The sequence below is a fragment of the Microbacterium sp. 1262 genome, assembly GCF_040544895.1.
GTDB classification, from domain to species: Bacteria; Actinomycetota; Actinomycetes; order Actinomycetales; family Microbacteriaceae; genus Microbacterium; species Microbacterium plantarum.
Genome location: NZ_JBEPKU010000001.1, coordinates 679,491 through 701,551 on the forward strand (window position 1 = coordinate 679,491; position 22,061 = coordinate 701,551).

General features: G+C 71.0%; 20 protein-coding genes. 14 read left to right on the top strand and 6 right to left on the bottom strand.

The window, feature by feature from the left end; translation table 11 throughout:
- Window positions 1-33: 33 nt before the first annotated feature.
- The 3 genes from ABIC53_RS03235 to ABIC53_RS03245 are packed head-to-tail and all read left to right on the top strand — an operon-like array spanning window position 34 to window position 5,008.
- Window positions 34-3,333: a DUF5107 domain-containing protein gene (locus ABIC53_RS03235; RefSeq protein ID WP_354450386.1), complete on the top strand. Its 3,300-nt coding sequence runs from the start codon at window positions 34-36 to the stop codon at window positions 3,331-3,333.
- Window positions 3,330-4,358: an alcohol dehydrogenase catalytic domain-containing protein gene (locus ABIC53_RS03240; RefSeq protein ID WP_354450388.1), complete on the top strand. Its 1,029-nt coding sequence runs from the start codon at window positions 3,330-3,332 to the stop codon at window positions 4,356-4,358. Before ABIC53_RS03235 ends, ABIC53_RS03240 begins: the two co-directional genes overlap by 4 nt.
- A gap of 47 nt (window positions 4,359-4,405) precedes the next feature.
- A complete protein-coding gene (locus tag ABIC53_RS03245; RefSeq protein WP_354450390.1) occupies window positions 4,406-5,008 on the top strand; it encodes a VanZ family protein in 603 nt (200 codons plus the stop codon).
- 3 nt (window positions 5,009-5,011) lie between these two features.
- Here the strand turns inward: ABIC53_RS03245 and ABIC53_RS03250 are convergent, their stop codons facing one another.
- Window positions 5,012-5,365 carry a helix-turn-helix domain-containing protein gene (locus tag ABIC53_RS03250; protein WP_354450392.1) on the bottom strand — a complete coding sequence of 118 codons (354 nt, stop codon included), beginning with the start codon at window positions 5,363-5,365 and terminating at the stop codon, window positions 5,012-5,014.
- A gap of 3 nt (window positions 5,366-5,368) precedes the next feature.
- The gene (locus tag ABIC53_RS03255) at window positions 5,369-7,348 is read right to left on the bottom strand and encodes an ABC1 kinase family protein (protein WP_354450394.1); all 1,980 of its coding nucleotides are present in this window, start codon (window positions 7,346-7,348) and stop codon (window positions 5,369-5,371) included.
- Between the two features lie 103 nt (window positions 7,349-7,451).
- Here ABIC53_RS03255 and ABIC53_RS03260 point away from each other — a divergent pair, with 103 nt between their 5' ends.
- From ABIC53_RS03260 to ABIC53_RS03270, 3 genes are all read left to right on the top strand, one after another.
- Complete coding sequence (locus ABIC53_RS03260; RefSeq protein WP_354450396.1) at window positions 7,452-9,284, top strand: DEAD/DEAH box helicase; 1,833 nt, start codon at window positions 7,452-7,454, stop codon at window positions 9,282-9,284.
- 136 nt (window positions 9,285-9,420) lie between these two features.
- Window positions 9,421-9,555, top strand: a complete 135-nt coding sequence (locus tag ABIC53_RS03265; RefSeq protein WP_269268695.1) for a hypothetical protein — start codon at window positions 9,421-9,423, stop codon at window positions 9,553-9,555.
- Between the two features lie 89 nt (window positions 9,556-9,644).
- Window positions 9,645-10,547, top strand: coding sequence for an SDR family NAD(P)-dependent oxidoreductase (locus tag ABIC53_RS03270; protein WP_354450398.1), 903 nt, complete (start codon window positions 9,645-9,647; stop codon window positions 10,545-10,547).
- Between the two features lie 13 nt (window positions 10,548-10,560).
- On the opposite strand, the gene ABIC53_RS03275 is transcribed toward ABIC53_RS03270, so the two are convergent.
- Both ABIC53_RS03275 and ABIC53_RS03280 read right to left on the bottom strand, forming a co-directional pair.
- Window positions 10,561-11,151 carry a hypothetical protein gene (locus ABIC53_RS03275; protein WP_354450400.1) on the bottom strand — a complete coding sequence of 197 codons (591 nt, stop codon included), beginning with the start codon at window positions 11,149-11,151 and terminating at the stop codon, window positions 10,561-10,563.
- 3 nt (window positions 11,152-11,154) lie between these two features.
- Window positions 11,155-12,303: a zinc-dependent alcohol dehydrogenase gene (locus ABIC53_RS03280; protein WP_274178586.1), complete on the bottom strand. Its 1,149-nt coding sequence runs from the start codon at window positions 12,301-12,303 to the stop codon at window positions 11,155-11,157.
- A gap of 226 nt (window positions 12,304-12,529) precedes the next feature.
- Here ABIC53_RS03280 and ABIC53_RS03285 point away from each other — a divergent pair, with 226 nt between their 5' ends.
- The 3 genes from ABIC53_RS03285 to ABIC53_RS03295 are packed head-to-tail and all read left to right on the top strand — an operon-like array spanning window position 12,530 to window position 14,768.
- Window positions 12,530-13,612: an iron-containing redox enzyme family protein gene (locus tag ABIC53_RS03285; RefSeq protein ID WP_354450403.1), complete on the top strand. Its 1,083-nt coding sequence runs from the start codon at window positions 12,530-12,532 to the stop codon at window positions 13,610-13,612.
- Entirely contained in the window at window positions 13,612-14,565 is a 954-nt protein-coding gene (locus tag ABIC53_RS03290; protein WP_354452148.1) for a glycosyltransferase family 2 protein, read from the top strand. Before ABIC53_RS03285 ends, ABIC53_RS03290 begins: the two co-directional genes overlap by 1 nt.
- Complete coding sequence (locus tag ABIC53_RS03295; protein WP_112617036.1) at window positions 14,562-14,768, top strand: CDGSH iron-sulfur domain-containing protein; 207 nt, start codon at window positions 14,562-14,564, stop codon at window positions 14,766-14,768. The genes ABIC53_RS03290 and ABIC53_RS03295 overlap by 4 nt, the downstream gene beginning before the upstream one ends.
- A gap of 146 nt (window positions 14,769-14,914) precedes the next feature.
- Here ABIC53_RS03295 and ABIC53_RS03300 read toward each other — a convergent pair whose 3' ends face one another.
- Window positions 14,915-15,787: a manganese catalase gene (locus ABIC53_RS03300; RefSeq protein WP_112617034.1), complete on the bottom strand. Its 873-nt coding sequence runs from the start codon at window positions 15,785-15,787 to the stop codon at window positions 14,915-14,917.
- 206 nt (window positions 15,788-15,993) lie between these two features.
- Here ABIC53_RS03300 and ABIC53_RS03305 point away from each other — a divergent pair, with 206 nt between their 5' ends.
- The 3 genes from ABIC53_RS03305 to ABIC53_RS03315 all read left to right on the top strand — a co-directional run bounded on the left by ABIC53_RS03305 (window position 15,994) and on the right by ABIC53_RS03315 (window position 19,017).
- Entirely contained in the window at window positions 15,994-16,755 is a 762-nt protein-coding gene (locus ABIC53_RS03305) for an MBL fold metallo-hydrolase (RefSeq protein ID WP_354450406.1), read from the top strand.
- Between the two features lie 111 nt (window positions 16,756-16,866).
- Window positions 16,867-17,706, top strand: a complete 840-nt coding sequence (locus tag ABIC53_RS03310; protein ID WP_354450408.1) for an SDR family oxidoreductase — start codon at window positions 16,867-16,869, stop codon at window positions 17,704-17,706.
- Between the two features lie 126 nt (window positions 17,707-17,832).
- On the top strand, window positions 17,833-19,017 hold the full coding sequence (locus ABIC53_RS03315; RefSeq protein ID WP_354450410.1) for a glycosyltransferase: 1,185 nt from the start codon (window positions 17,833-17,835) through the stop codon (window positions 19,015-19,017).
- An 8-nt stretch (window positions 19,018-19,025) separates the two neighbouring features.
- Here ABIC53_RS03315 and ABIC53_RS03320 read toward each other — a convergent pair whose 3' ends face one another.
- The gene (locus ABIC53_RS03320; protein ID WP_354450412.1) at window positions 19,026-19,883 is read right to left on the bottom strand and encodes a LuxR C-terminal-related transcriptional regulator; all 858 of its coding nucleotides are present in this window, start codon (window positions 19,881-19,883) and stop codon (window positions 19,026-19,028) included.
- Window positions 19,884-20,005: 122 nt separating this feature from the next.
- On the opposite strand from ABIC53_RS03320, the gene ABIC53_RS03325 reads away from it, so the two are divergent.
- Window positions 20,006-20,356 carry a DUF485 domain-containing protein gene (locus tag ABIC53_RS03325; protein WP_112617029.1) on the top strand — a complete coding sequence of 117 codons (351 nt, stop codon included), beginning with the start codon at window positions 20,006-20,008 and terminating at the stop codon, window positions 20,354-20,356.
- A gap of 17 nt (window positions 20,357-20,373) precedes the next feature.
- A complete protein-coding gene (locus ABIC53_RS03330; protein ID WP_354452150.1) occupies window positions 20,374-21,990 on the top strand; it encodes a monocarboxylic acid transporter in 1,617 nt (538 codons plus the stop codon).
- The last annotated feature ends 71 nt before the right edge of the window (window positions 21,991-22,061 follow it).

Consider the following 22,061-nt stretch of genomic DNA (forward strand, 5'->3'; position numbering starts at 1 on the left):
TTGCGGCCGCGCTCGCTCGGCGACGCTGGAGGCATGCATTCGACCTCGACATCCTCGCTGCGTCTTCCCGAGCCGCCCGCGGACGAGCAGGCGACGCTCGACGACGGCGGCGTGGCCGTCTGGGAGCAGCCACTCGCGATCCCCACGTACGAGCCGGCGCAACCGGAGAAGCTCCCGATGTTCTTCGACCGTCGGGTCTACCAGGGGTCGAGCGGGCGGGTGTACCCGCTGCCGTTCACCGAGCGGATCGCCGCCGAGCCGCGCGACCGTGACTGGCGGGCCGTGCACCTCGAGAACCGTTGGATCCGGCTGGTGCTGCTTCCCGAGCTCGGCGGCCGCATCCACATCGGCTACGACAAGAGCGCCGACTACGACTTCTTCTATCGGAACAACGTCATCAAGCCCGCCCTCGTCGGGCTCGCCGGGCCCTGGGTGTCGGGGGGTGTCGAGTTCAACTGGCCGCAGCACCACCGGCCCGCGACCTTCCTGCCGATGGAGAGCTGGATCGAGCGCGAACCCGACGGGGCGGTCACCGTCTGGATGTCGGATCACGACCCCTTCGCGCGCATGCGCGGCACCCACGGCATCCGCCTGCGCCCCGACAGCTCGCTGATCGAGCTGCGGGCCCGCCTGCACAACCGCACCGAGGTGCCGCAGACGTTCCTGTGGTGGGCGAACGTCGCGGCGCGCGCGCACGAGGACTACCAGTCGTTCTTCCCGACCGACGTCCGCTACGTCGCCGATCACGCTCGTCGTGCCGTCACCGCCTTCCCGCGGGCCGACCGCCCGTACTACGGCGTGGACTACCCGGGCAGGGTGGACGCAGCCCACCCCGATGCCGACCGCATCGACTACTACGGCAACATCCCCGTGCCGACGTCGTACATGGTGGTCGAGACGCGCGACGACTTCTTCGGCGGCTATGACCATGCCGCCGGTGCGGGCTTCGTGCACTGGGCGGACCGCCGCATCGCACCGGGCAAGAAGCAGTGGACGTGGGGCAATGCCCCCTTCGGCCACGCCTGGGACGACCAGCTGACCGACGGCGACGGCCCGTACGTCGAGCTGATGGCCGGCGTGTACACCGACAACCAGCCCGACTTCGCCTACCTTGCGCCGGGCGAGGTGAAGACGTTCTCGCAGTTCTGGTTCCCGATCACCGGCATCGGCGCGGCGCACCAGGCGACGAAGGATGCGGCGGTCTCGGTGCGTCTCGAAGCGGGGCGCGTGCACGTCGGTGTCGCCGTCACCGGGGCCGTGCCCGCGGCCCGGGTGCGGATCACCGCGGGGGCCGACACGCACGAGCGCGTCATCGACCTCGGGCCGGGCCGGCCGTTCATCGAGTCGATCGAGTGCGCTGAGGGGATCGGTGGCACCGATGTCGAGGTCGTCGTCCACGACGGCGATCGCGAGCTCATCCGCTGGCGGCCGCGCTCCGACGACGCCGCCGCGCCCGAGCCTGCCGTTGCGACCGAGCCGCCGCTGCCCGCAGACATCGCTTCAGCTGACGAGCTGTACCTCACGGGCGTCCACCTCGCGCAGTACCGCCACCCGACGCGGCATCCCGGGCCGTACTGGGAAGAGGCGCTCCGTCGTGACCCCGGCGACGCGCGCTCGAACACGGCGCTCGGCGCCTCCGCCTACGGCCGCGGTGAGTACGACGCCGCCGCCGCATACCTGCGCGCCGCCGTCGACCGGCTGACCTTCCGCAACCCGAACCCCGCCGACGGTGAGGCGCACTACCGCCTCGGACTCGTCGAGAGGCGTCGCGGCCACGACGAGCGTGCCTACGACGCGTTCGCGAAGGCCGCGTGGGATGCGCGGTGGGCCCACCCCGCCAGCGTGCAGATGGCTCTGCTCGACGCGCGAGCCGGGCGCGACCTCGCCGCGCTCGGCCGCCTGGACGATGCGCTGCGTCACGGGTCGGACGACCCGCTCGCACGGAACCTTCGGGTGATCGTGCTGCGTCGCCTCGGGCGCGAGGCCGAAGCCGAGGCCGAGCTCGCCGACCTCGGGCGAAGCGATCGGCTCGACGTGCTCACCGCCTACCTCGGCGGGTGCGGCCTCCCCGACGACGGTCTCGTGCTGCTCGACCTCGCCGGAGACCTCGCCCGCGCGGGGCAACGAGACGACGCGCTCGCCGTGCTCGCCGCCGCGGCCGCGAGCCCGGCGGCCGGCACGGGAGGCGTCGCCCCGGTCGCCGAGTACGTCCGGGCGCGTGTGCTCGCCGAGGCGGGTGAGACGGACGCCGCGGCCGGGGCGCGCCGTCGCGCGCAGCGCGCACCCGCCGACTGGGTGTTCCCCGCGGGGCTCGACGCCTACGACGCTCTCGACGCTGCCGTGGCCGCGGATCCGACGGATGCGCGTGCCCGATCGCTGCTCGGCATGTGGCTCTACGACCGCGGACGCCGAGCCGACGCGCTGGTCCAGTGGCGTGCTGCGCTCGACGATGCGACGCGCGACGGCGTGCTGCTGCGCAACGCCGCGCTGGCCACGGCGGAGGTCGAGGGCGACCTCGACGCGGCTGCCGTGCTGTACGACCGGGCCGTCGAGGTGAGCGACGATCCCCGGCTCTGGTTCGAGCTCGACCAGCTCGCGCAGCGGCGCGGCATCTCCGCAGCCGCCCGGTTGGCCAGGCTCGAGCCGCACCGCGGCCGGCTCATCGTGCGCGATGACCTCCTCGTGACGGTGGCCGACCTGCTGACGATGGGCGGACGACCCGCCGAGGCCATCGACCTGCTGCTCAGCCGTTCGTTGCAGCCGTGGGAAGGCGGCGAGGGCGTCGCGATCCGCGCGTTCGCCCGGGCGTCGATCGCGCGCGCTGCGGAGGTGGCGCCGGATGCCCCGCAGGCCGCGGCCATCCTCGAGCGCGCGCTCGACGCTCCGCGATCGCTCGGCGAGGCCTGGCACCTACTCGACAGCCGGGCCGCCCTGTGGCTGCGGCTCGGGCGGCTTCGAGCGGATGCGGGTGAAGCGGCGGCGGCCGATGACGCGTGGCGGGCGGCGATGGTGGAAGCGGCAGCGGCGGAGGTCGACGCCGACACGCTCGACGGGGCGCGGGCCGCCCGTGCCCGAGGCGACGACGGTGCTGCAGCCGCCCTGCGGTCGCGAGTCGCGGCGCGGGTGACCGAGCTGCGCTCTGCTCCCGCGCGCGTCGACTACTTCGCGACATCGCTACCCGAGACGCTGCTGTTCTCGCTCGACCCGGCTGAGGCAGCGGGCCGCCGGGCCGACGACCTCGCCGCGGCGCTGGCCCGCTACGACGAGGAGATCGACGCGCCTCCCGCAGAAGCGCCGACGACCGGATCTGCGGGTCAGCGGGTGCACGCATGAGCGGCATCCCCGATCGCATGATGGCGAGCGTGCTAGTCGCGCCGGGTCGTCTCGAGGTCCGCGACATGCCGGTACCGGTGATGGAACCGGGCGACGTGCTCGTCGAGCTCACCGCCGTCGGGCTCTGCGGGTCGGACGTGCACTTCTTCGAGCACGGCCGGGTAGGAGACCTCGTCGTCGAGAGCCCCCTCATTCTCGGACACGAGGCCGCCGGGGTGATCGCCGCCGTCGCCTCTCCGGCCGACGCGAACCGGATCGGTGAGCGGGTCGCGATCGATCCGCAGCGTCCCTGTCGCTGGTGCCCCGCGTGCCGGGCGGGGCGTACGAACCTGTGCGAGCGGATGCGGTTCCCCTCGGCGCCGCCCGAGAACGGCGCGTTCGCGCGCTACCTGGCGGTTCCCGGCGACGCGGCGCACCCGCTGCCCGAGACGATGAGCGACGACGAGGGCGCGCTGGTCGAGCCGTTGTCGGTCGGCATTGCCGCCGTGCGCAAGGCCGGGGTGGTGCCGGGCTCGAGGGTGCTGGTGGCCGGTGCCGGTCCCATCGGCATCCTGACCGGCGCCGCGGCGCGCGCGTTCGGCGCTGCCGAGGTCGTGGTGGTCGATCCGGTCGACGCTCGTCGACAGGTCGCGCTCACGCACGGGGCGACGCGGGTGCTGGAGCCCGCCGAGGTGGCGACACTCGACGGGCGGATGGACGCGTTCATCGACGCGTCCGGCGCCCGCGCGGCGATCGCCGCCGGGTTGCGTTCGCTCCGCGGCGCCGGCCGCGCCGTCCTCGTGGGCATGGGATCAGCGACGGTCGACCTCGACCTCTTCCTGCTTCAGAGTCGCGAGCTCGTCGTCGAGGGGCTCTTCCGCTATGTCGACACCTGGCCGCTCGCCATCCAGTTGGTCGCTTCGGGTGCCGTGCGCGTGGATGACCTCGTCACCGCGCGCGGCGGTCTCGATGACCTCGCCGACTTCTTCAGGCGCAACTCCGACCCCGACACGATGAAGTTCCTCATCGACCCGCGCGTGCGGTGAGGCACGCCATCCGGGCGTGGGGCGGCGGCGCGATAGCGTCGACGGTGATGAGCAGTCCCTTCGCCGAACTACCGGTCCTTCCCGTCGTCATCCCTTTCGGCATCGTGGTCTTCGCCGTGCTCCTGGCCGTGCTGTGGGCTCGGCGCAGCTTCTCGCTGCCTCGTGCGGCCGTGGCCGCGGCGGTCGCCGTCTACGCGGCGGGCATCGTGGGCAACACGATCTTCCCGATCTTCCTCGACAAGCCCGATTCGGGGGTGCCCTGGACGCCGGGCCTGGCGCTGATCCCGTTCGCCGACTACGAGCTCGACGACGCGCTCATGAACATGCTCGTCTTCGTGCCGCTCGGCATCCTGATCCCGCTCATGCTCGCCCGGCCGACGTGGCTGAAGGTCGTGGGCGCGGCGGCGATCACGAGCCTGACCGTCGAGTCGCTGCAGCTCGCGGCGCAGGCGTACTTCGCCGGCGGACACATCGCCGACATCAACGACTTCCTCTCGAACGTCGCCGGCGGTGCCCTCGGCTACGGCCTGCTGCTTCTGCTCGCGCGCGTCCCCGCGCTGGCGCGGCTCATCGACCTGTTCCGCTGGTCCCCGCAGCCGCAGTCGCGCACCGGGAACAGCGCACACGAGACTGCCGCCGCCCGCGGCTGAGGCTCAGCGTCCCTGACGCTTCTTGTACGGCTTGGGCTGTCCCTTGACGATGGGCGCGCGACCCGAGCCCTTCGACGCCTTGGCCTTTCCGCCGCCCGACGCCTTCTGCCTCGGCGCGACAGCCGGCGCGGGCGCCGCGGCGACCTCGGCTCGGGCGTCGGTGAGCAGGAGGGTGCCAGCCGGGGTCAGGCGCGGCTTGCCGCCGTCTTTCACGAACAGCGGATGTCCGACCTCTTCTTCCAGGCGGTCGATCGACGAGTACAGCACGGGAAGCGACACTCCGAGCTTCTCCGCAGCGCGCGGGAAGTGCAGGGCATCGGCGGCCGCGACGAAGTGGACGAGATCGCGGATCTTCATGGGTCACCTTCGATCGCGACGGACGAGCGCCGAACGCAGCGAACGCAGCAGCAGCAGAAGGCCGCCGAGCCCGACCACACTACCCAGGAACGGGAACACCGACACCGAGTCGGTCAGCAGCGGACCGTGCTGGACGACGCCCATCATGACGCCGACGATGACCAGGGTCGCTCCCACGAGCGTCGTGGTGAGGCGTCCGGTGAGCGACTCGACCCACGAGCGGTCGTCGGGGGACTCCAGAGCGCGGAGTCGTACGGTGAGGCGGCCCGACTCGAGGTCGCTGAGGATGCCGTCCACGCGGCGGGGCAGCTCACGCGCTCGCTCGATCCCGAGCTGCAGCTGCACCTGAGCGGTCATCGCCGCCGAGCGCGGATCGCCCATGTGCAGGGCGTAGCGCGGGGCCCGAGAGAGCGCGCGCTTGATCATGTCGTAGTCGGGATCGAGGCGCCGCAGCGTCCCCTCGATCGCGCCGAGCGTCCGGAACCCCAGCAGCAGACCGGGCGGGAGCGCGAGTCGGTGGCGCCGGAGCACCTCGATCAGCGCGGTGAAGAGATGTTGGTCGGAGGTGGAGTTGTGCAGTCGCGTGAGGATGACGCCGATGTCGTGCTGAAGCGCTCCGACATCGAGCTCGGCGTCGCCGCGCGGCTTCACGAGCATCAGGACGGCATCCGTCGCGCCGGAGTCGTCCTCGTTGTGCAATGCCACGAGCATCGGCAGCAGAAGGCGCCGCATACTGCGCTCGATGATCCCGACCGACCCGAAGTCGATGAGGGCGACGATCCCGTCGGGCTGCAGGATGAGGTTGCCGGGATGCAGGTCGGCGTGGAAGACCCCCCGCAGTGCGATCTGCCCGACGATGACGTCGAGCACGGCGTCGGCGATGCGCGTCGCCTCCGCGGGCGCGACGGCGCCCGGCGCGTCGCTGCCGGGCTCGGGCAGCCGGCTGAACGGGATGCCCTGGACGTGCTCCATCACGATCAGCTGCTCGGTGCACAGGTCGGGATAGACGTCCGGGATCCGCACCGCGCGAGCGTCGGCGGCCGTCATCGAGTCGCGCAGCATCTCCATGTTCGCGACCTCGACGCGGTAGTCGAGCTCTTCGCGCAGAGCGGCGGAGAACTGCGCGGCGAGGGCCGAGGCGCCGACATCCTTCGCCCACGTCGTGCGCCGCTCGAGGTCGGCGGCGGCACGCTCGATGATGTCGAGGTCGGTGGCGACCTGCGCGCGCGCCTTCGGTCGCTGGATCTTCACCACGACGGCGCGTCCGTCCTTGAGCCGTGCGCTGTGGACCTGCCCGACGGATGCCGCTGCCAGCGGCGTCTCGTCGATGCCGGCGAAGACGAGCTCGATCGGCCGGCCCAGCTGCTTCTCGATCGCGGCCTTGGCCTCCGGCCAGGGAATGGGCGTCGTGTCCATCTGCAGCGAGGCGAGCGCACTCGTGATCTCGGCGGGGAGCAGATCGTTGCGGGTGGACAGGATCTGACCGAGCTTGACGAACGTCACGCCCGCGTCGTCGAGGGTGGCCGCGAGCGCCCGAGGCAGTTCGGCTCGCGCCGACTCGCTGCGCATCCCGCCGAGGCCGTGCCGCGAAGCGATCGCGACGATACGCGCGTACCTCACCGCCCGGCGGCGGCGGTGCAACGCCTCGCGGACGTAGGTGACGGGACCGACCGGCGGCCGCGCCGGCCACATGAGCTCGAGCGTGATGAGGGCGATGAGGACGATCGCGAACAGCCAGGCCAGCACGAGCAGAACGAAGCCGAAAGCGACGGGCTGATCCGTGAGCAGCCCGCCCTGCTCCTGCAGCACGCCCGCGCCGCGCAGCACCCAGATGCCGAGCGGGCCGAAGACGACGAAGACGATGAGCGAGACGACAGGACCGCGCACCCAGCCGACACGCGCCTCGAGCGCCCGCTTGGCGAGCCAGGTGGCCGCGATCGAGAAGACCACCGCGGCGATGGTGAAGAGCAACCACTCCGGCATCGATACCCCCTCGAGTCCGTCGACCTGCTTCGAGGCTAGGGCACCGGGCTCCGTCGCGCCGGGCCGATCATGCGATCTCGGCAGAGGCGGACTACCCTGAAGCGTGTCCACTTCTGCTGAACAGTCTGTACCCGAGTCCGTCGACGAGCCGCCCGTCATCACTTTCCGCGACCTCGGGCTGGGAGAGCAGGTGCTCAAGGCGCTCTCCGACGTGGGCTACGAGACCCCGTCGGCGATCCAGGCCGCGACCATCCCGACGCTCCTCGAGGGGCGCGACGTCGTCGGCCTCGCGCAGACCGGTACCGGCAAGACCGCGGCTTTCGCGCTGCCGATCCTCGACCGGCTCGACCTGACCCAGAAAACCCCGCAGGCCCTCGTGCTCGCCCCGACCCGCGAGCTCGCACTGCAGGTCTGCGAGGCGTTCGAGAAGTACGCCTCGCGCACGAAGGGCGTCCACGTCCTCCCGGTCTACGGCGGTCAGGGCTACGGCGTGCAGCTCTCGGCGCTGCGCCGGGGAGTCCACGTCATCGTCGGAACGCCCGGCCGCATCATGGACCACCTCGACAAGGGCACGCTCGACCTTTCCGAGCTGAAGTACCTCGTGCTCGACGAGGCCGACGAGATGCTGAAGATGGGCTTCGCCGAGGACGTCGAGACGATCCTCGCCGACACCCCCGACACCAAGCAGGTCGCGCTGTTCTCCGCGACCATGCCTGCGGCCATCCGCCGGATGTCGAAGCAGTACCTCAACGACCCCGAGGAGATCACGGTCGCGTCGAAGACGACGACCTCCTCGACGATCACCCAGCGCTACCTGATCGTGTCGTATCAGCAGAAGATCGATGCGCTCACCCGCATCCTCGAGGTCGAGAACTTCGAGGCGATGATCGTCTTCGCCCGCACGAAGAGCGCGACCGAGGAGGTCGCCGAGAAGCTGCGCGCCCGCGGCTACTCTGCCGCCGCCATCAACGGCGACGTGGCTCAGGTGCAGCGCGAGCGCACCGTCAACCAGCTGAAGTCGGGCAAGCTCGACATCCTCGTCGCCACGGATGTCGCTGCCCGCGGCCTCGACGTCGAGCGCATCTCGCACGTGGTCAACTTCGACATCTCGACCGACACCGAGTCGTACGTGCACCGCATCGGCCGCACCGGGCGTGCCGGCCGCACGGGTGACGCGATCAGCTTCGTCACGCCGCGCGAGCGCGGGCTCGTGAACGCGATCGAGCGCGCGACGCGCCAGCCGCTCACGCAGATGCAGTTGCCGAGCGTCGACGAGGTCAACGTCACCCGCCTCTCGCGCTTCGACGATCGCATCACCGCGGCGCTGGAAGACACCGACCGCATCGAGCGGTTCCGCGACATCGTCGCCCACTACGTCCGTCACCACGACGTGCCCGAAGTGGATGTCGCCGCCGCGCTCGCCGTCGTCGCGCAGGGCGAGACCCCGCTGCTGCTCGAGCCCGACCCCGAGCCGCGCGCACGCGCTCCGCGCGAGGACCGCGCCCCGCGCTCGTTCGACCGCGACGACCGCGACGGGCGTCCGGAACGCCGCCCGCGTGCGAGCAACCCGAACATGACGACCTACCGCATCGCGGTGGGCAAGCGCCACCGCGTCGAGCCCCGTCAGATCGTCGGGGCGCTCGCGAATGAGGGCGGTCTCAGCCGCGGCGACTTCGGCGCGATCCAGATCCGTCCCGACTTCTCGCTCGTCGAGCTGCCGTCCGACATGCCCCAGTCGACGCTCGACCGTCTGGCCGACACCCGCATCTCGGGCAAGGCGATCGAGATCCGCGTCGACACCGGTGGGCCGAGCCGCAGCTCGCGCGGCCGCCTCGACCGTGACGACCGACCGCGTGACCGTGACCGCGACCGTGACGGCGACCGCGACGACCGGCCGGCTCGCAAGCCCCGCCACCGCTCGGAGACGCGCGACTGACCGCGGTTTCCGGGAGCGGTGCGGCTCGCACGCATCCGCTCCCGGTGCAAGCCCGGTTCGCGGCATCCGATCCGCGTGCAGAGTGGAAGGTGCCTCCGCAGTCGGGGGCGCCACACGAGCCGATCGGAGAAGCCAGATGAGTGCCGACCACCACGGACGAGACGACGAGCACCAGCACGAGGACAACGAAGCGGCCTCCGCCGGTTCCGAGTCGCCCGAAGAGGGCGCCGAGGCCGAAGAGGCCGCCGAGGACGCGCGTACCGATCGCTGATCGGCGTACCGACGGCGATGCCCGTAGCGCCTGGGAGCACCCGCCGCAACGGGCATCGCTGTGAGCGCGGTGGCAGCGATGCTTCGAGCATGGCTGCTTCTTCGCGTCTCGCCGACCTGTCCGGGCTTACCGTCGTCGTCGTGGGGGCCTCGACGGGCATCGGGCGAGGCGTCGCCCTGCGCGCGGCGAACTTCGGGGCGGCCGTCGTCGTGTTCTCCCGACGAGCGGACGCGCTGACGAGCCTCGTCGAGCGCATCCGCGATTCCGGGGGACGAGCGCATGCCGTGGTCGGCGATGTCTCGCGCCCGGGTGACCTCGAGCGCCTCGCCGACGAGGCGGAAACGGTGTTCGGGCGCATCGACGTCTGGGCGCACAACGCCGGGGTCGGCACGATCGGCCTGTTCGGCGACGTCCCGATCGAGGAGCACGTCCGCGTCGTCGAGACGAACCTCATCGGGGCCATGCGCGGAGCGCACGTCGCGCTGGGTCGATTCATCGCGCAGGGATCCGGCGTGCTCGTGAACACGGCCTCGGTCGAGAGCGTCGTGCCCCTGGCCTACCAGGCCTCGTACGCGGCGACCAAGGCCGGGCTGCTCAGCCTCACCCAGACGTTGCAGCAGGAGCTCCGGCTCACGGGAGTCTCAGGCGTCGCGGTGGCTGCCGTGCTGCCGTGGGCCGTGCGGACACCCTTCTGGCGGCACGCGGGCAACCACGCGGGCCGGGCGCTGCGGATGCCGCTCATGGATGAGCCGGAACCGGTCGTCGACGCCATCCTTCGTGCGGGCCTGCACCCGCGGGTCGCGCAGCCCGCCGGCTGGAAGGCACGGGCCTCGCTCATCGGTGCGCGGCTGGCGCCACGGGTGACCGCGCGCCTGTCCGCCGACATCGCCGATGCGCGCGTCCGTCGCGGTGCGAAGACGCCGCCGAGTGACGGCGCGCTCTTCGAACCCCTCGCTGATCCGGCGACCGTCGCCGAGACACCTCGGCGCTGACCGCCCGCCCGGGCTAGCTCCGCCGGACTGCCCGGCGCACGAGGCGGAACACGCCCCAAGCGGCGAGCACCCACGGACCCGCGACGAGAACGGGGTCGAGCCACGTGTGGCGCTGATCGACGCGGCCGCGTCCGAACCGCGACCGGATCGGATGCCGCCGGGCCTCGCTCAGAACACCGGTCTCGGTGATCGGGTTATCGGGCCGCGTGGTCGCGAACGAACGCAGATGCGCACCGATCGCCTCGACGCGATCGCCGGCGATGAGGAGCAGCCAGTGCGCGGCGCGCCCCTCGCTGAACCGGTCGTATCCGAGCCTGCGGATACGACCGGACAGTCCGTGAAGCGGCTGCGCCGTGCCGTAGACGGGGGTGAGGAAGGCGTGCTCGATCGAGCGCTCGCGGCGCGGGTCGAGGCCCTGGCGCGGCGGCATCCCGCGCTCGGCGGCGGCCTCGTCGATCTTCTCGACGGTACCGGAGGGGCGGTCGGCGGGATCGAGGTCGACGCCCCATCCCGGTATGCGGGCGCGCAGCGCCGCGCGGTCGGGAGCCGGGCGGGGCGCGCTCGCGGTGTACGGGGTCGGCACGTCAGAGCGGTTCGAGGTCATGGGTCAGCCTTCCGAGGGGACGACGACCGTCTTCACGCAGTCATCGAGCTTGGACGAGAACATGTGGTAACCCTCGGCGATGTGGTCGAGAGGGATGCGGTGGGTGATCATGTCGCTCGGCGAGATGTACCCCGCACGGATGTGCTCGAACAGGCGCGGCCACTGCCGTTTGACCGGTGCCTGGTTCATCCGCAGCGTGAGTCCCTTGTTGAGGGCGTCGCCGAACTTCACCGCGCTGAACAGCGGACCGTACGCACCGATCACCGAGACCGATCCGCCTTTGCGTGCTCCGTCGATGGCCCAGTTCAGGGCGACGGGCGAGCCGCCTTGCAGCTTGAGCTTGGCAGAGGTGACGTGCTGGGTGACGTTGCCGTCCGCCTCGGCACCCACGGCATCGATGACGACGTCGGCGCCGAGGTAGTCGGTCATCCGTTTCATCTCCACGACGACGTCGCTGTGTTCGGAGATGTTCACCGTCTCGGCATGGGCGAACTCGCGCGCCTTCGTCAGGCGGTAGTCGAGGTGGTCGAACGAGATGACCCGCCCAGCACCCATGAGCCAGGCCGACTGCGCCGCCGCGAGACCCACCGGCCCGGCACCGAGCACCATGACGGTGTCGCCCTCGACGATGCTCCCCAGCTGGGCGCCGAAGTAACCCGTCGAATAGGCGTCCGTGAGCATGAGCGCGTCCTCGTCCGACATCCAATCCGGGATGACGGTGGGTCCGACATCCGCGAAGGGAACACGCACGCGCTCGGCCTGACCGCCGTCGTATCCGCCCGCCGTGTGCGAATAGCCGTAGATGCCGCCGACCGCGGTCGCGTTGGCGTTGACGTTGTGGCAGTTCGAGAACAGCCCGCGTGCGCAGAAGTAGCACGATCCGCAGTAGATGTTGAACGGCACCATGACCCGGTCGCCGACGGCGAGATTCGTCACCGCACCGCCCAGCTGCTCGACGACGCCGATGAACTCGTGGCCGAAGGTGTGACCGATCCGGGTGTCGGGCATCATGCCGTGGTAGAGGTGCAGGTCCGAGCCGCAGATGGCCGCGAGCGTCACCCGCACGATCGCGTCATGGGGGTGTTCGATGCGCGGATCGGGCTTCTCTTCCACACGGACCTTGTACGGTCCGCGGTAGGTCATGGCTTTCATCGATCGCCTCTCTGCCGGGGTTCGGGCGGACACGGTGCCGCCACGATGCGGCCGCAGCCCGGCGACGGCCCACGGGCTGGACGAGCCGACGACTGCGCGCTATCGTCCGCGCGCGTCGCGCCCGTTCCGTGAGGTGAGCTTGCACACGCGGATGATGCCGGTCAACCCGCTCGAAGGATGCCGCGCGGGGCACGTACGGTCACGGCTGTCACCCCCGAGGAGCCCCATGAGCACCACCATCGAGACCGTCCCGATCGATCTCGGCATCGCCGACCCTCTGCCGTTCTGCTCGAGGGGACCTGTCAGCGCCATGCTCCAGCGGGTGCTCGTCGCACCGGCGACGAGCGGTCTGCCCGTCGATGCTCCCGAGATCGTCGGTCGCGCGCTCGCCGAGACGGGCGACATTCTCCGCGACGATGACCTGCAGCTCGCCCTGTTCCTGATGTACGCCCTCCACTACGGCTCGCTGCCCGGCCTCGACGCCTCGTGGGAGTGGGAGCCGTCGCTCATCGCCGCGCGCGGCCGCATCGAGCGCGCCTTCGAAGCGGCCCTGCGTGATTCGGCCGAGGTCGTCGACCCGCCCGAGCCCGACCGTGACGCCGTTGCTCGCTGGCTGTTCGACCTGACCGCCCCGACCGCGGGGCCCGGCATGTCGCGATACGTCGCGAAGAAGGCATCGCTCGAGCAGCTGCGCGAGTTCCTCATCCTCCGCACCGTCTACACGCTGCGCGAAGCGGACCCGCACTCGTGGGCGATCCCGCGGCTCAGCGGTCGCTCGAAGGCGGCGCTCGTCGAGATCCAGTCCGACGAGTACGGCGGCGGTGACCCGGCACGCGTGCACGCGACGATCTTCGCCCAGACCGTGCGCGGCGTGGGCCTCGACGACACGTACGGCGCGTACATCGACACGGTGCCCGCTGTCGTGCTCGCCAGCCACAACGCCATGTCGCTGTTCGGGCTCCACCGTCGCCTGCGCGGCGCGGTCGTCGGTCACCTCGCGGCCTTCGAGATGACCTCGTCGATCCCCAATCGCTCCTACGGTGACGGCTTCCGCCGCCTCGGATTCGGGACCGATGTCACGTGGTACTTCGACGAGCACGTCGAGGCCGACGCCGTGCACGAGCAGATCGCCGGCCGCGACCTCGCGGGGTCCCTCGCCGAGGACGAGCCCGACCTGCTGCCCGACATCCTCTTCGGCGCCCGCGCGTGCCTGGTCCTGGACGACCTCGTGGGCGACCATGTGCTTGCCGCCTGGGAGGCGGGGCGCAGCGCGCTCCGCGGCGGCGTTCTTCCCGACCTCACGGCGTGATGCGCGAGGACGTCGAGTACGTTCTGCCCCTGCGCTGGGATGACGAGACCCATCGGGCCGATGAGGCCGAGCTGGGGGAGTACCTCGCCTGGCTCGCCCGTCGCGTCGACGTCACCGTCGTCGACGGCTCGCCCGCGCACCTGTTCGCCGCCCACCGCCGAGACTGGAACGCCGTGCGGGTGGTTCCGCCGTCGGTCCCCGGCCGCAATGGGAAGGCACGCGGAGCGATGACGGGGCTTCTCCTCGCCCGGCATCCGGTGACCGTGATCGCCGACGACGACGTCCGGTACGACGACGGCGCGCTGCAACGGGTGGTTGCGGCGCTGGCGGATGCCGACATCGTCCGGCCTCAGAACATCTGGCAGCGACCCCGCCCGTGGCACGCCCGCTGGGATACGGGCCGAACCCTCGTCAACCGGGCCTTCGGGGGAGACTTCTCCGGAACCGTCGCCGTGCGGACCGCCCGCGCGCGCCCCGGCTACGACACCGACGTCCTCTTCGAGAATCTTGAGCTCGAACGCACGGTCCTCGCCCGCGGCGGCCGTCGTCGCATCGCACGCGACATCTTCGTCGCGCGCCGGCCCGCGACTGCTGGCCGCTTTCGCGAGCAGCGCGTGCGCCAGGCGTACGACAGCCTCGCGCAGCCCGCTCGGCTCGCGGTGGAGCTGGCAGTCGTTCCGCTCATCCTCGCGCTACGCCGGCGACCGGCAGCACTCGCGCTCGCCGGGGTGGCGGTCATCGCCGTCGCGGAGGCCGGGCGCCGCCGCGATGGGGGCGGCGGGGTGTTCGGGCGAACGGATGCGCTGTGGGCCGTCCCCTGGGTCGTCGAGCGAGGCGTGACGAGCTGGGTGGCGCTGTCGCTGCGCCTGCGCGGCGGGGTGCCCTACCGGGGCACGCGACTGCGGAAAGCGGCGAACAGCATGAGAACGCTACGGAAGAAGGAGACACGATGAGCGAGCACCGCGGTGCATCCGTGACCATCACCGCGTGCCCCGACGGGCCGCTGCTCGTGCGGGGCGACGTCGAACTGCTCGATGACGCGGGCAACCCGATCCCGCGCAACCGGCGCACGATGGCTCTCTGCCGGTGCGGCGTGAGCGCGATCAAGCCGTTCTGCGACGGCACGCACAAGCTCTCGGGCTTCAGAGCCGACTGACCGCGCGCCCGCCCGGGCCACGGTGCGCGCCGATGCAAGGGATCACCACCGACACCCCGGCCGGAACGGCATCCGATCGGGGTGTCGGGTGAGATCCCTTGCACCGGGGCACGGCCGCGGCGCCCGCGACCGTGCCCCGCCGAGGATCAGAGCTTGTCGCGGATGACGCCCTCGGCCTTGTCGAGGAGGTTCGGCTTCGCGTCGGTGCCGTAGAACCGGGGGTCCGGCTGCGTGGGCGGGGGCATCGGAACCGAGGTGTCGGGTCCGTCGAGGTACGTGAACTCGCCCTTGCCGTCGGGGGTGGGGCCCGATGCCCACGAGCCCTCGGCTGCCGCGGCACCGTCGGAGAAGTTGATGTACTTGTACGCGTGCTCGCGCGCCTCGTTCGAGAGCGGGAAGTTCGACGGCACGGGGATGTCCTCCACTCCCTCTTCGCGCAGCTCCTGCGCCGCGCGGATCCACTGGTTCTGGTGCATCGTGTCGCGCGCCAGGAGGAACGAGAGCATGTCCCGGACCCCCTTGTCGTCGGTCATGTGGTAGATCCGCGCGACCTGCACGCGGCCCTGCATCTCGGCGTTGGCGTTGGCCGTGAAGTCGGCGAGCAGGTTCCCGCTCGCGGTGATGTACGAGCCCTGCCACGGGTTGCCGTTCGAGTCGACCGGGCGCGCACCGGCACCGGCGACGATCGCGGACTGCACATCCATGCCGCCCATGACGGCGCCGAGGACGGGGTCGGACTTCGCCGCAGCCTCGGACTGCTCGGCCGGGGCCTTCTCGAGCAGCTGCGCGATCATGATCGCGAGCATCTCGACGTGGCCGAACTCCTCCGCCCCGATGCCGTAGAGCAGGTCGCGGTACTTGCCCGGGATGTGGGCGTTCCACGCTTGGAACCCATACTGCATGGCCACGGTGATCTCGCCGTACTGGCCGCCGAGCACCTCCTGCATCCGTCGCGCGAAGATCGCGTCGGGCTTCTCCGGACGGGCCTCGAACTGCAGTTCCTGTCGATGAAAGAACATCTCGCCTCCTGGGGATCGGCCGAACGCCGAGTGCGCCGGCGCGGCGAACGTACGTCGGGCCCGCCGCGCACGCCACCGGCCTTGACTCCTCCCGGGCTCGGTGCAACCATCACGCCCGCGCGGCGGGTGACGGCCGATCGATCTGTCAAGCCCCGCGCGCTCCTCCTAGCCCCCGCGGATCATCGGGCGGGACCGGAGGGGGAGCCATGACCGATCACCTACCGCGCGTGACCGAGGTCGCCGAGGGTGTGTATCAACTCGCCCGCGGCGGCGTGAACGCCTACCTCGTGGCGTCCGATGACGGGCTCGTCCTCATCGACGCGGGACTCCCGCGCACGTGGCCGCTCCTCGAACAGGCCCTCGCGGCTGTGGGCGCCCACCCGTCCGACATCGACGCGCTGCTGCTCACCCACGGACACTTCGACCACGTGGGGATGTGCGAGCGCCTCGCAGACGAGCACCACCTCGTCGCCGACGTCCACCCCGGCGACGAGGAGCTGGCCCGGCATCCGTACCGCTATGCGCACGAGGCCGCCCGGTTCCCGTATCCCTTCCGCTACCCGGCGGCGCTCCCGATCCTGGCCAGGATGGTGGGCGCGGGGGCGCTCGGGGTGAAGGGCGTGCGGACCGATCCGTCGATCGTGCCCGGACACTCCATCCCGCTCGCAGGCGGCATTCTCCCGATCGCGACACCCGGCCACACCGACGGGCACTGCGCGTTCCTCCTCGAATCGGCCGGGATCCTGCTCACCGGAGACGCACTGGTCACCCTCGATCCGTACACGGGACGCACCGGTCCGCGGGTCGTCGCTCGCGCGGCCACGGCGCACAGCGACGAGGCGCTGGACTCGCTCTCGCTGCTCGCCGCGACGGGTGCGCACCTCGTGCTGCCCGGCCACGGCGCGGTCTGGCGCGACGGCGGCATCGCCCCCGCTGCGGCCATCGCCCGCTCGCGCGGCGTCGACTGAAGCGGCCCGCGCACGGTCGCGCGATGCCGGACTCGGCCCTCTCGTGTCAAGCCCCGTGAATCCGACGGCTGAGGGGGATCGGGTAGAAGCACCGTTCGACGACAGAGAGGGATGACCATGGAACCCCAGCAGCAGAACGTCCCGGGAACCGACCAGGCGATGGTGCCGAAGCCCGACTACGGCGAGGAGACCTACCGCGGCTCCGGGAAGCTCGCCGGCAAGCGCGCGCTCATCACCGGCGGCGACAGCGGCATCGGAAAGGCTGTGGCGCTCGCCTACGCCCGCGAGGGAGCGGATGTCGCCATCAGCTACCTCGACGAGCACGAGGATGCCGAAGAGGCCAAGCGCTTCGTCGAAGAGGCCGGGCGCCGCGCCGTCCTCATCCCGGGTGACATCTCCGACCCGGCCCACTGCCGTGAGGTCGTCCGCCGCACCGTGGAAGAGCTCGGCGGGATCGACATCCTCGTCAGCAACGCCGCCTTCCAGATGAACCGCGAGACCCTCGAGGAGATCCCCGACGAGGAGTGGGACTTCACGTGGGCGACGAACGTCGACGCGTACTTCCACCTGGTCAAGGCGGCCCTGCCCCACATGGGGCCGGGATCGTCGATCATCGGGTCGAGCTCGGTGCAGTCCGACCAGCCCTCGCCCAACCTCCTGCCCTACGCGGCGACGAAGGCGGCAATCGCGAGCATCACGGCGTCGCTCGCGCAGATGCTGGGCGAGCGCGGCATCCGCGCGAACGGCGTCGCCCCGGGGCCCATCTGGACCCCGCTGATCCCGGCGACCCTGCCGTCGGATGCGGTGGAGAGCTTCGGCGAGCAGACGCCGCTGGGACGCGCCGGGCAGCCTGCCGAGCTCGCCTCGGCCTACGTGCTGCTGGCGTCGGACGAAGCGTCGTACATCTCGGGCGCACGTCTGGCGGTCACGGGAGGCAAGCCCATCCTCTGAGCCCGGCTCTCGGGACCGGCGTCCGGCGCCGTTCGTTCACGCAACGCTCGTCCGCGGTTCACTCGCCGCGGGCGGGCGTTGCCGCACGATGGATCGCACCCGCCGCGTCGATCCCGAAGGTCCTGAATGAGCGCTCCGCTTCGCGTCCTCTCCCTCACCGAGGGCTTCTTCGCCGGCGGGGCTCGAATCCTGCACAGCGATGTCGTCGCCGGCCTCCACGCGCGGGGCGAACAGCACCACAGCGTGCTCGCCATCGCGTCGCGGGCGCGGCGCGAGTCGACCGTCCAGCACATGGCCGGCGACCCGCGGTATCGGGCGCTGCGCGCCTCGGGCATCGGGATCACGTCTCTGGGAAAGACGGCGGGGCCGGTGCCGCACGCGCCGCACGCCTTCTCGTCGCGGCAGTTGCGCACCGCGGCGCGCGCTATCGCCGCGGCCGACGTCGTGCTCACCCTCAAGGAGCAGCCGCTCGGACTCCTGCTCGCTCTCGATGAGGCGATGATGCTGCCCGACCGGCCTGTCGTGACGTGCCTGCACCGGTCCGACCCGGAGCATTCGGGCGATGCTCTGGAGTGGCTGGGTGAGAGCGTCCGTCGCGGGATCGTCACGGCGGCGGTGTCATGCGCGCGGTCGACGGATGCCGCCTACGCATCGGTCCTGGGCGACACGCAGCGTCATGTCGTCGACAACGGCATCGACCTCTCGCGCTTCGAGCCGTCGGTCACCCGCGGGGGTGACCGCGTGCGGCGTGAGCTCGGCATCCCCGACCGGGCGGTCGTCGTCGCCTATGCGGCTCGGTTCGACGCGATGAAGGATCCCGAGCTGTTCCTGCGGTCGGTCGCCGCGCATCGAGCGCTCGTGCCGAATGCGCACTACGTCATGTGCGGAGCGGGGATGACGCGCGAGAACCCCCGTCTCACGGAGCTGCTGGAGGTCATCGGCGGCGACCGCATCCATGCTCTCGGCATCCGTGACGACATGCCCGCGATCTACCGCGCCGCGGACGTCGTCTCACTCACGAGCGCGTTCGGCGAGGCGGCCCCCCTGTGCCTGCTGGAGGGGGCGGCGAGCGGCGCGGTACCGGTCACGACGGATGTCGGCGACGCGGCCCGTCTCGTCGAGGGGATCGGCATCGTCACCCCGCGCAACCCGGATGCGATCGCGGCCGGTTGGGGTCGTGCCGTCGAGGAGCGCGTCGCGTTCGGAGGCGCCGCGCTCGCCGCTCGGGACCGGTTGGGTCGAGACCGGATGATCACGGAGTACGGCGCCGTCATCGCCGAGCAGGTCGCCGGCCTGCGCATCGCCGCCTGAATCCGCGGTCAGGGCAGCAGGCCGAGACGCCGCGCGCGCGCGACGGCCGCATGACGGGTCGACGCGTCGAGCTTGGCCATCGCCGCCTGGAGGTACGACTTCACGGTTCCCTCTTTGAGGCTCAGCGCCGCCCCGATCTCCGCGTTCGTCGAGCCGAGGGCGCAGCAGGCGAGAACGTCGAGCTCGCGCGGAGAGAGCTGCACCTCGGCATCCTTCGCCGACGCCGCGCCGTCGCCCGCGACTGTGGTGAGGCGGCGCTCGATCGCCGCCAGCCGCGCCCGCAGGTCGGCGTCGTCGATCGTCGCGGCGATGCTGCGCAGCTCGGCGAAGCTCTCGCGCAGATCCTCTCGCGCGGCGGGGGAGAGGCCGGCCGCGGACTCGGGTGCCGGCGCCAGCGCCAGCCGACGCTGCACCTCGTCGCGGATGCGCAGCTCGGTGCTGATCGCGTCAGCCGCTCGGAACGCCGGACGCGCCACGAGGTCGCCCACCGGAGCCTGCGACCAGGAACCGCAGTACAGCACCCCGCGCGCCCGGCCCTCGGTGACGATCGGTACGGCGAAGAGGGTGGCGATGCCCTCGCCGAGAATGGCCCGGTCGTAGTCGTGCGTGATGGTGCGCGCGGTGCGGTAGTCGAGAGCGAGCCGCGGACGCCGTTCGACCATCGCGGCGCCGCCCAGCCCGCGGCCGGCGCGCACCACCAGATCGTCGATGGAATGCGACCGCGCTCCGGCGATCGCGGTGACGTGAACCGAGCCCTGGCTCTCGAGGCCGCCGAAGACGACGGGAAAGCGTGTGCTGCGCGCGAGGTCATCGACCGCGCGGGAGACCAGTTGCGCGTCGTTCTCGGGTGCCGCCAGTGCCGTCACGCACTACCTACTTCCGGGGGTGACGGCCTCGTTGCCGCCTTTCGTAGCGTCGACCCTACCATCGCGGTCGCTCGACGACGACGACCGCTGGAGAGCTGCTCACCATGAGGCAAGGAGGCCACATGACCGCATCGCCCACCCACTCGCCGCCTCCCGGCGGAGTGGACTATGTCGCCGTCGAGGAGTCGGCGCCGTTCCGGGAACTCAAGCGCAAGCACCGCAGCTTCGTATGGCCGCTGACGATCGTCTTCCTCGTCTGGTACTTCGTCTACGTGCTGCTGTCGTCGTTCGCGACCGACTTCATGGCGCAGCGTGTCTGGGGTGACATCACCGTCGGTCTGCTGTTCGGGCTCGGCCAGTTCGTCACGACCTTCGCGATCACCATGGGCTACGTCTGGTACGCCAACCACAAGCTCGACCCGATCTCGTCGGCGATCCGGAACGATCTCGAGCGACAGGAGGCCGGCTCGTGAACGGATTCTGGGAAGCGGTGAACGGCCTGGGGGCGGCCGTCGTCGCGGCGGGGGAGACCGTCGACAACAACCCGGTGCTGAACATCTCGATCTTCGGCGCATTCGTCGCGGTGACGCTGTTCATCGTCATCCGTGCCAGCCGCAACAACAAGACCGCGGCCGACTACTACGCCGCGGGCCGTTCGTTCACCGGGCCGCAGAACGGCTTCGCGATCGCCGGCGACTATCTGTCGGCGGCATCCTTCCTCGGCATCTGCGGCGCGATCGCGATCAACGGATACGACGGGTTCCTGTACTCGATCGGATTCCTCGTGGCCTGGCTCGTCGCCCTGCTGCTCGTCGCCGAGCTCATGCGCAACACCGGCAAGTTCACGATGGCCGACGTGCTGTCGTTCCGGCTGAAGCAGACGCCGGTGCGGATGGCGGCCGCCATCACCACGCTCGCGGTGTGCTTCTTCTACCTGCTCGCGCAGATGGCGGGAGCGGGCGGTCTGGTCTCACTGCTGCTGGGCATCACCGAGCAGGTCGGCCAGTCGATCGTGGTCGCCGTCGTCGGCGTGCTGATGATCGTCTACGTGCTGATCGGCGGCATGAAGGGCACGACGTGGGTGCAGATCGTCAAGGCGTTCCTGCTCATCGGCGGCGCGCTCGTCATGACGATCTGGGTGCTGGCGATCAACGGGTTCAACCTCAACACGCTCCTCGAGAGCGCGGTCGCCGCCTCGCCGAAGGGAGAGGCGATCCTCGGACCGGGCCTGCAGTACGGCGCCAACCCGTGGGACTTCATCTCGCTCGCGGTCGCGCTCGTGCTGGGAACGGCGGGTCTGCCGCACGTCCTCATGCGCTTCTACACGGTGCCCACCGCGAAAGAGGCCCGTCGCTCGGTGGTGTGGGCGATCTGGCTCATCGGCCTCTTCTACCTCCTCACCCTCGTGCTCGGCTACGGTGCGGGCGCGCTCGTCGGTCCGGAGCGCATCGCCTCGGCGCCCGGCGGGGTCAACTCCGCTGCTCCACTGCTCGCCCTCGAACTGGGTGGCCCCCTGCTGCTCGGCTTCATCTCGGCGGTGGCTTTCGCGACGATCCTCGCGGTCGTGGCGGGCCTCACGATCACGGCGGCGGCGTCGTTCGCGCACGACATCTACGCGAACGTCGTCAAGAAGGGGAACGTGCCGCCCGACGGCGAGGTCAAGGTCGCTCGCCGCACGGTCATCGTGATCGGCATCCTCGCGATCGTCGGCGGCATCGGCGTGCAGGGACAGAACGTCGCGTTCCTGGTGGCCCTCGCCTTCGCCGTCGCGGCTTCGGCGAACCTCCCGACGATCATCTACTCGCTCTTCTGGCGGCAGTTCACGACGCGGGGCGCGGTGTGGAGCATGTACGGCGGCCTGGCGGCAGCCATCATCCTCATCATCCTGTCGCCCGTCTTCTGGGGCACCGAGACCAGCGTGTTCAAGAACGTCGGCACGGCGATCTGGCCGCTCAACAACCCGGGCATCGTGTCGATTCCGCTGGGCTTCTTCCTCGGCTGGCTGGGTTCAGTCACCGAGCGGCGGCGGGAGGACCCGGTGAAGGCGGCCGAGATGGAGGTGCGTTCTCTGACCGGTCATGGCGCGGAGAAGGCGGTCGATCACTAGGCCGCGACACCTCGCTGATCGAGACGACGGCCCCGGGCGCGCTGCCCGGGGCCGTCGCCGTTCCGGCGCGG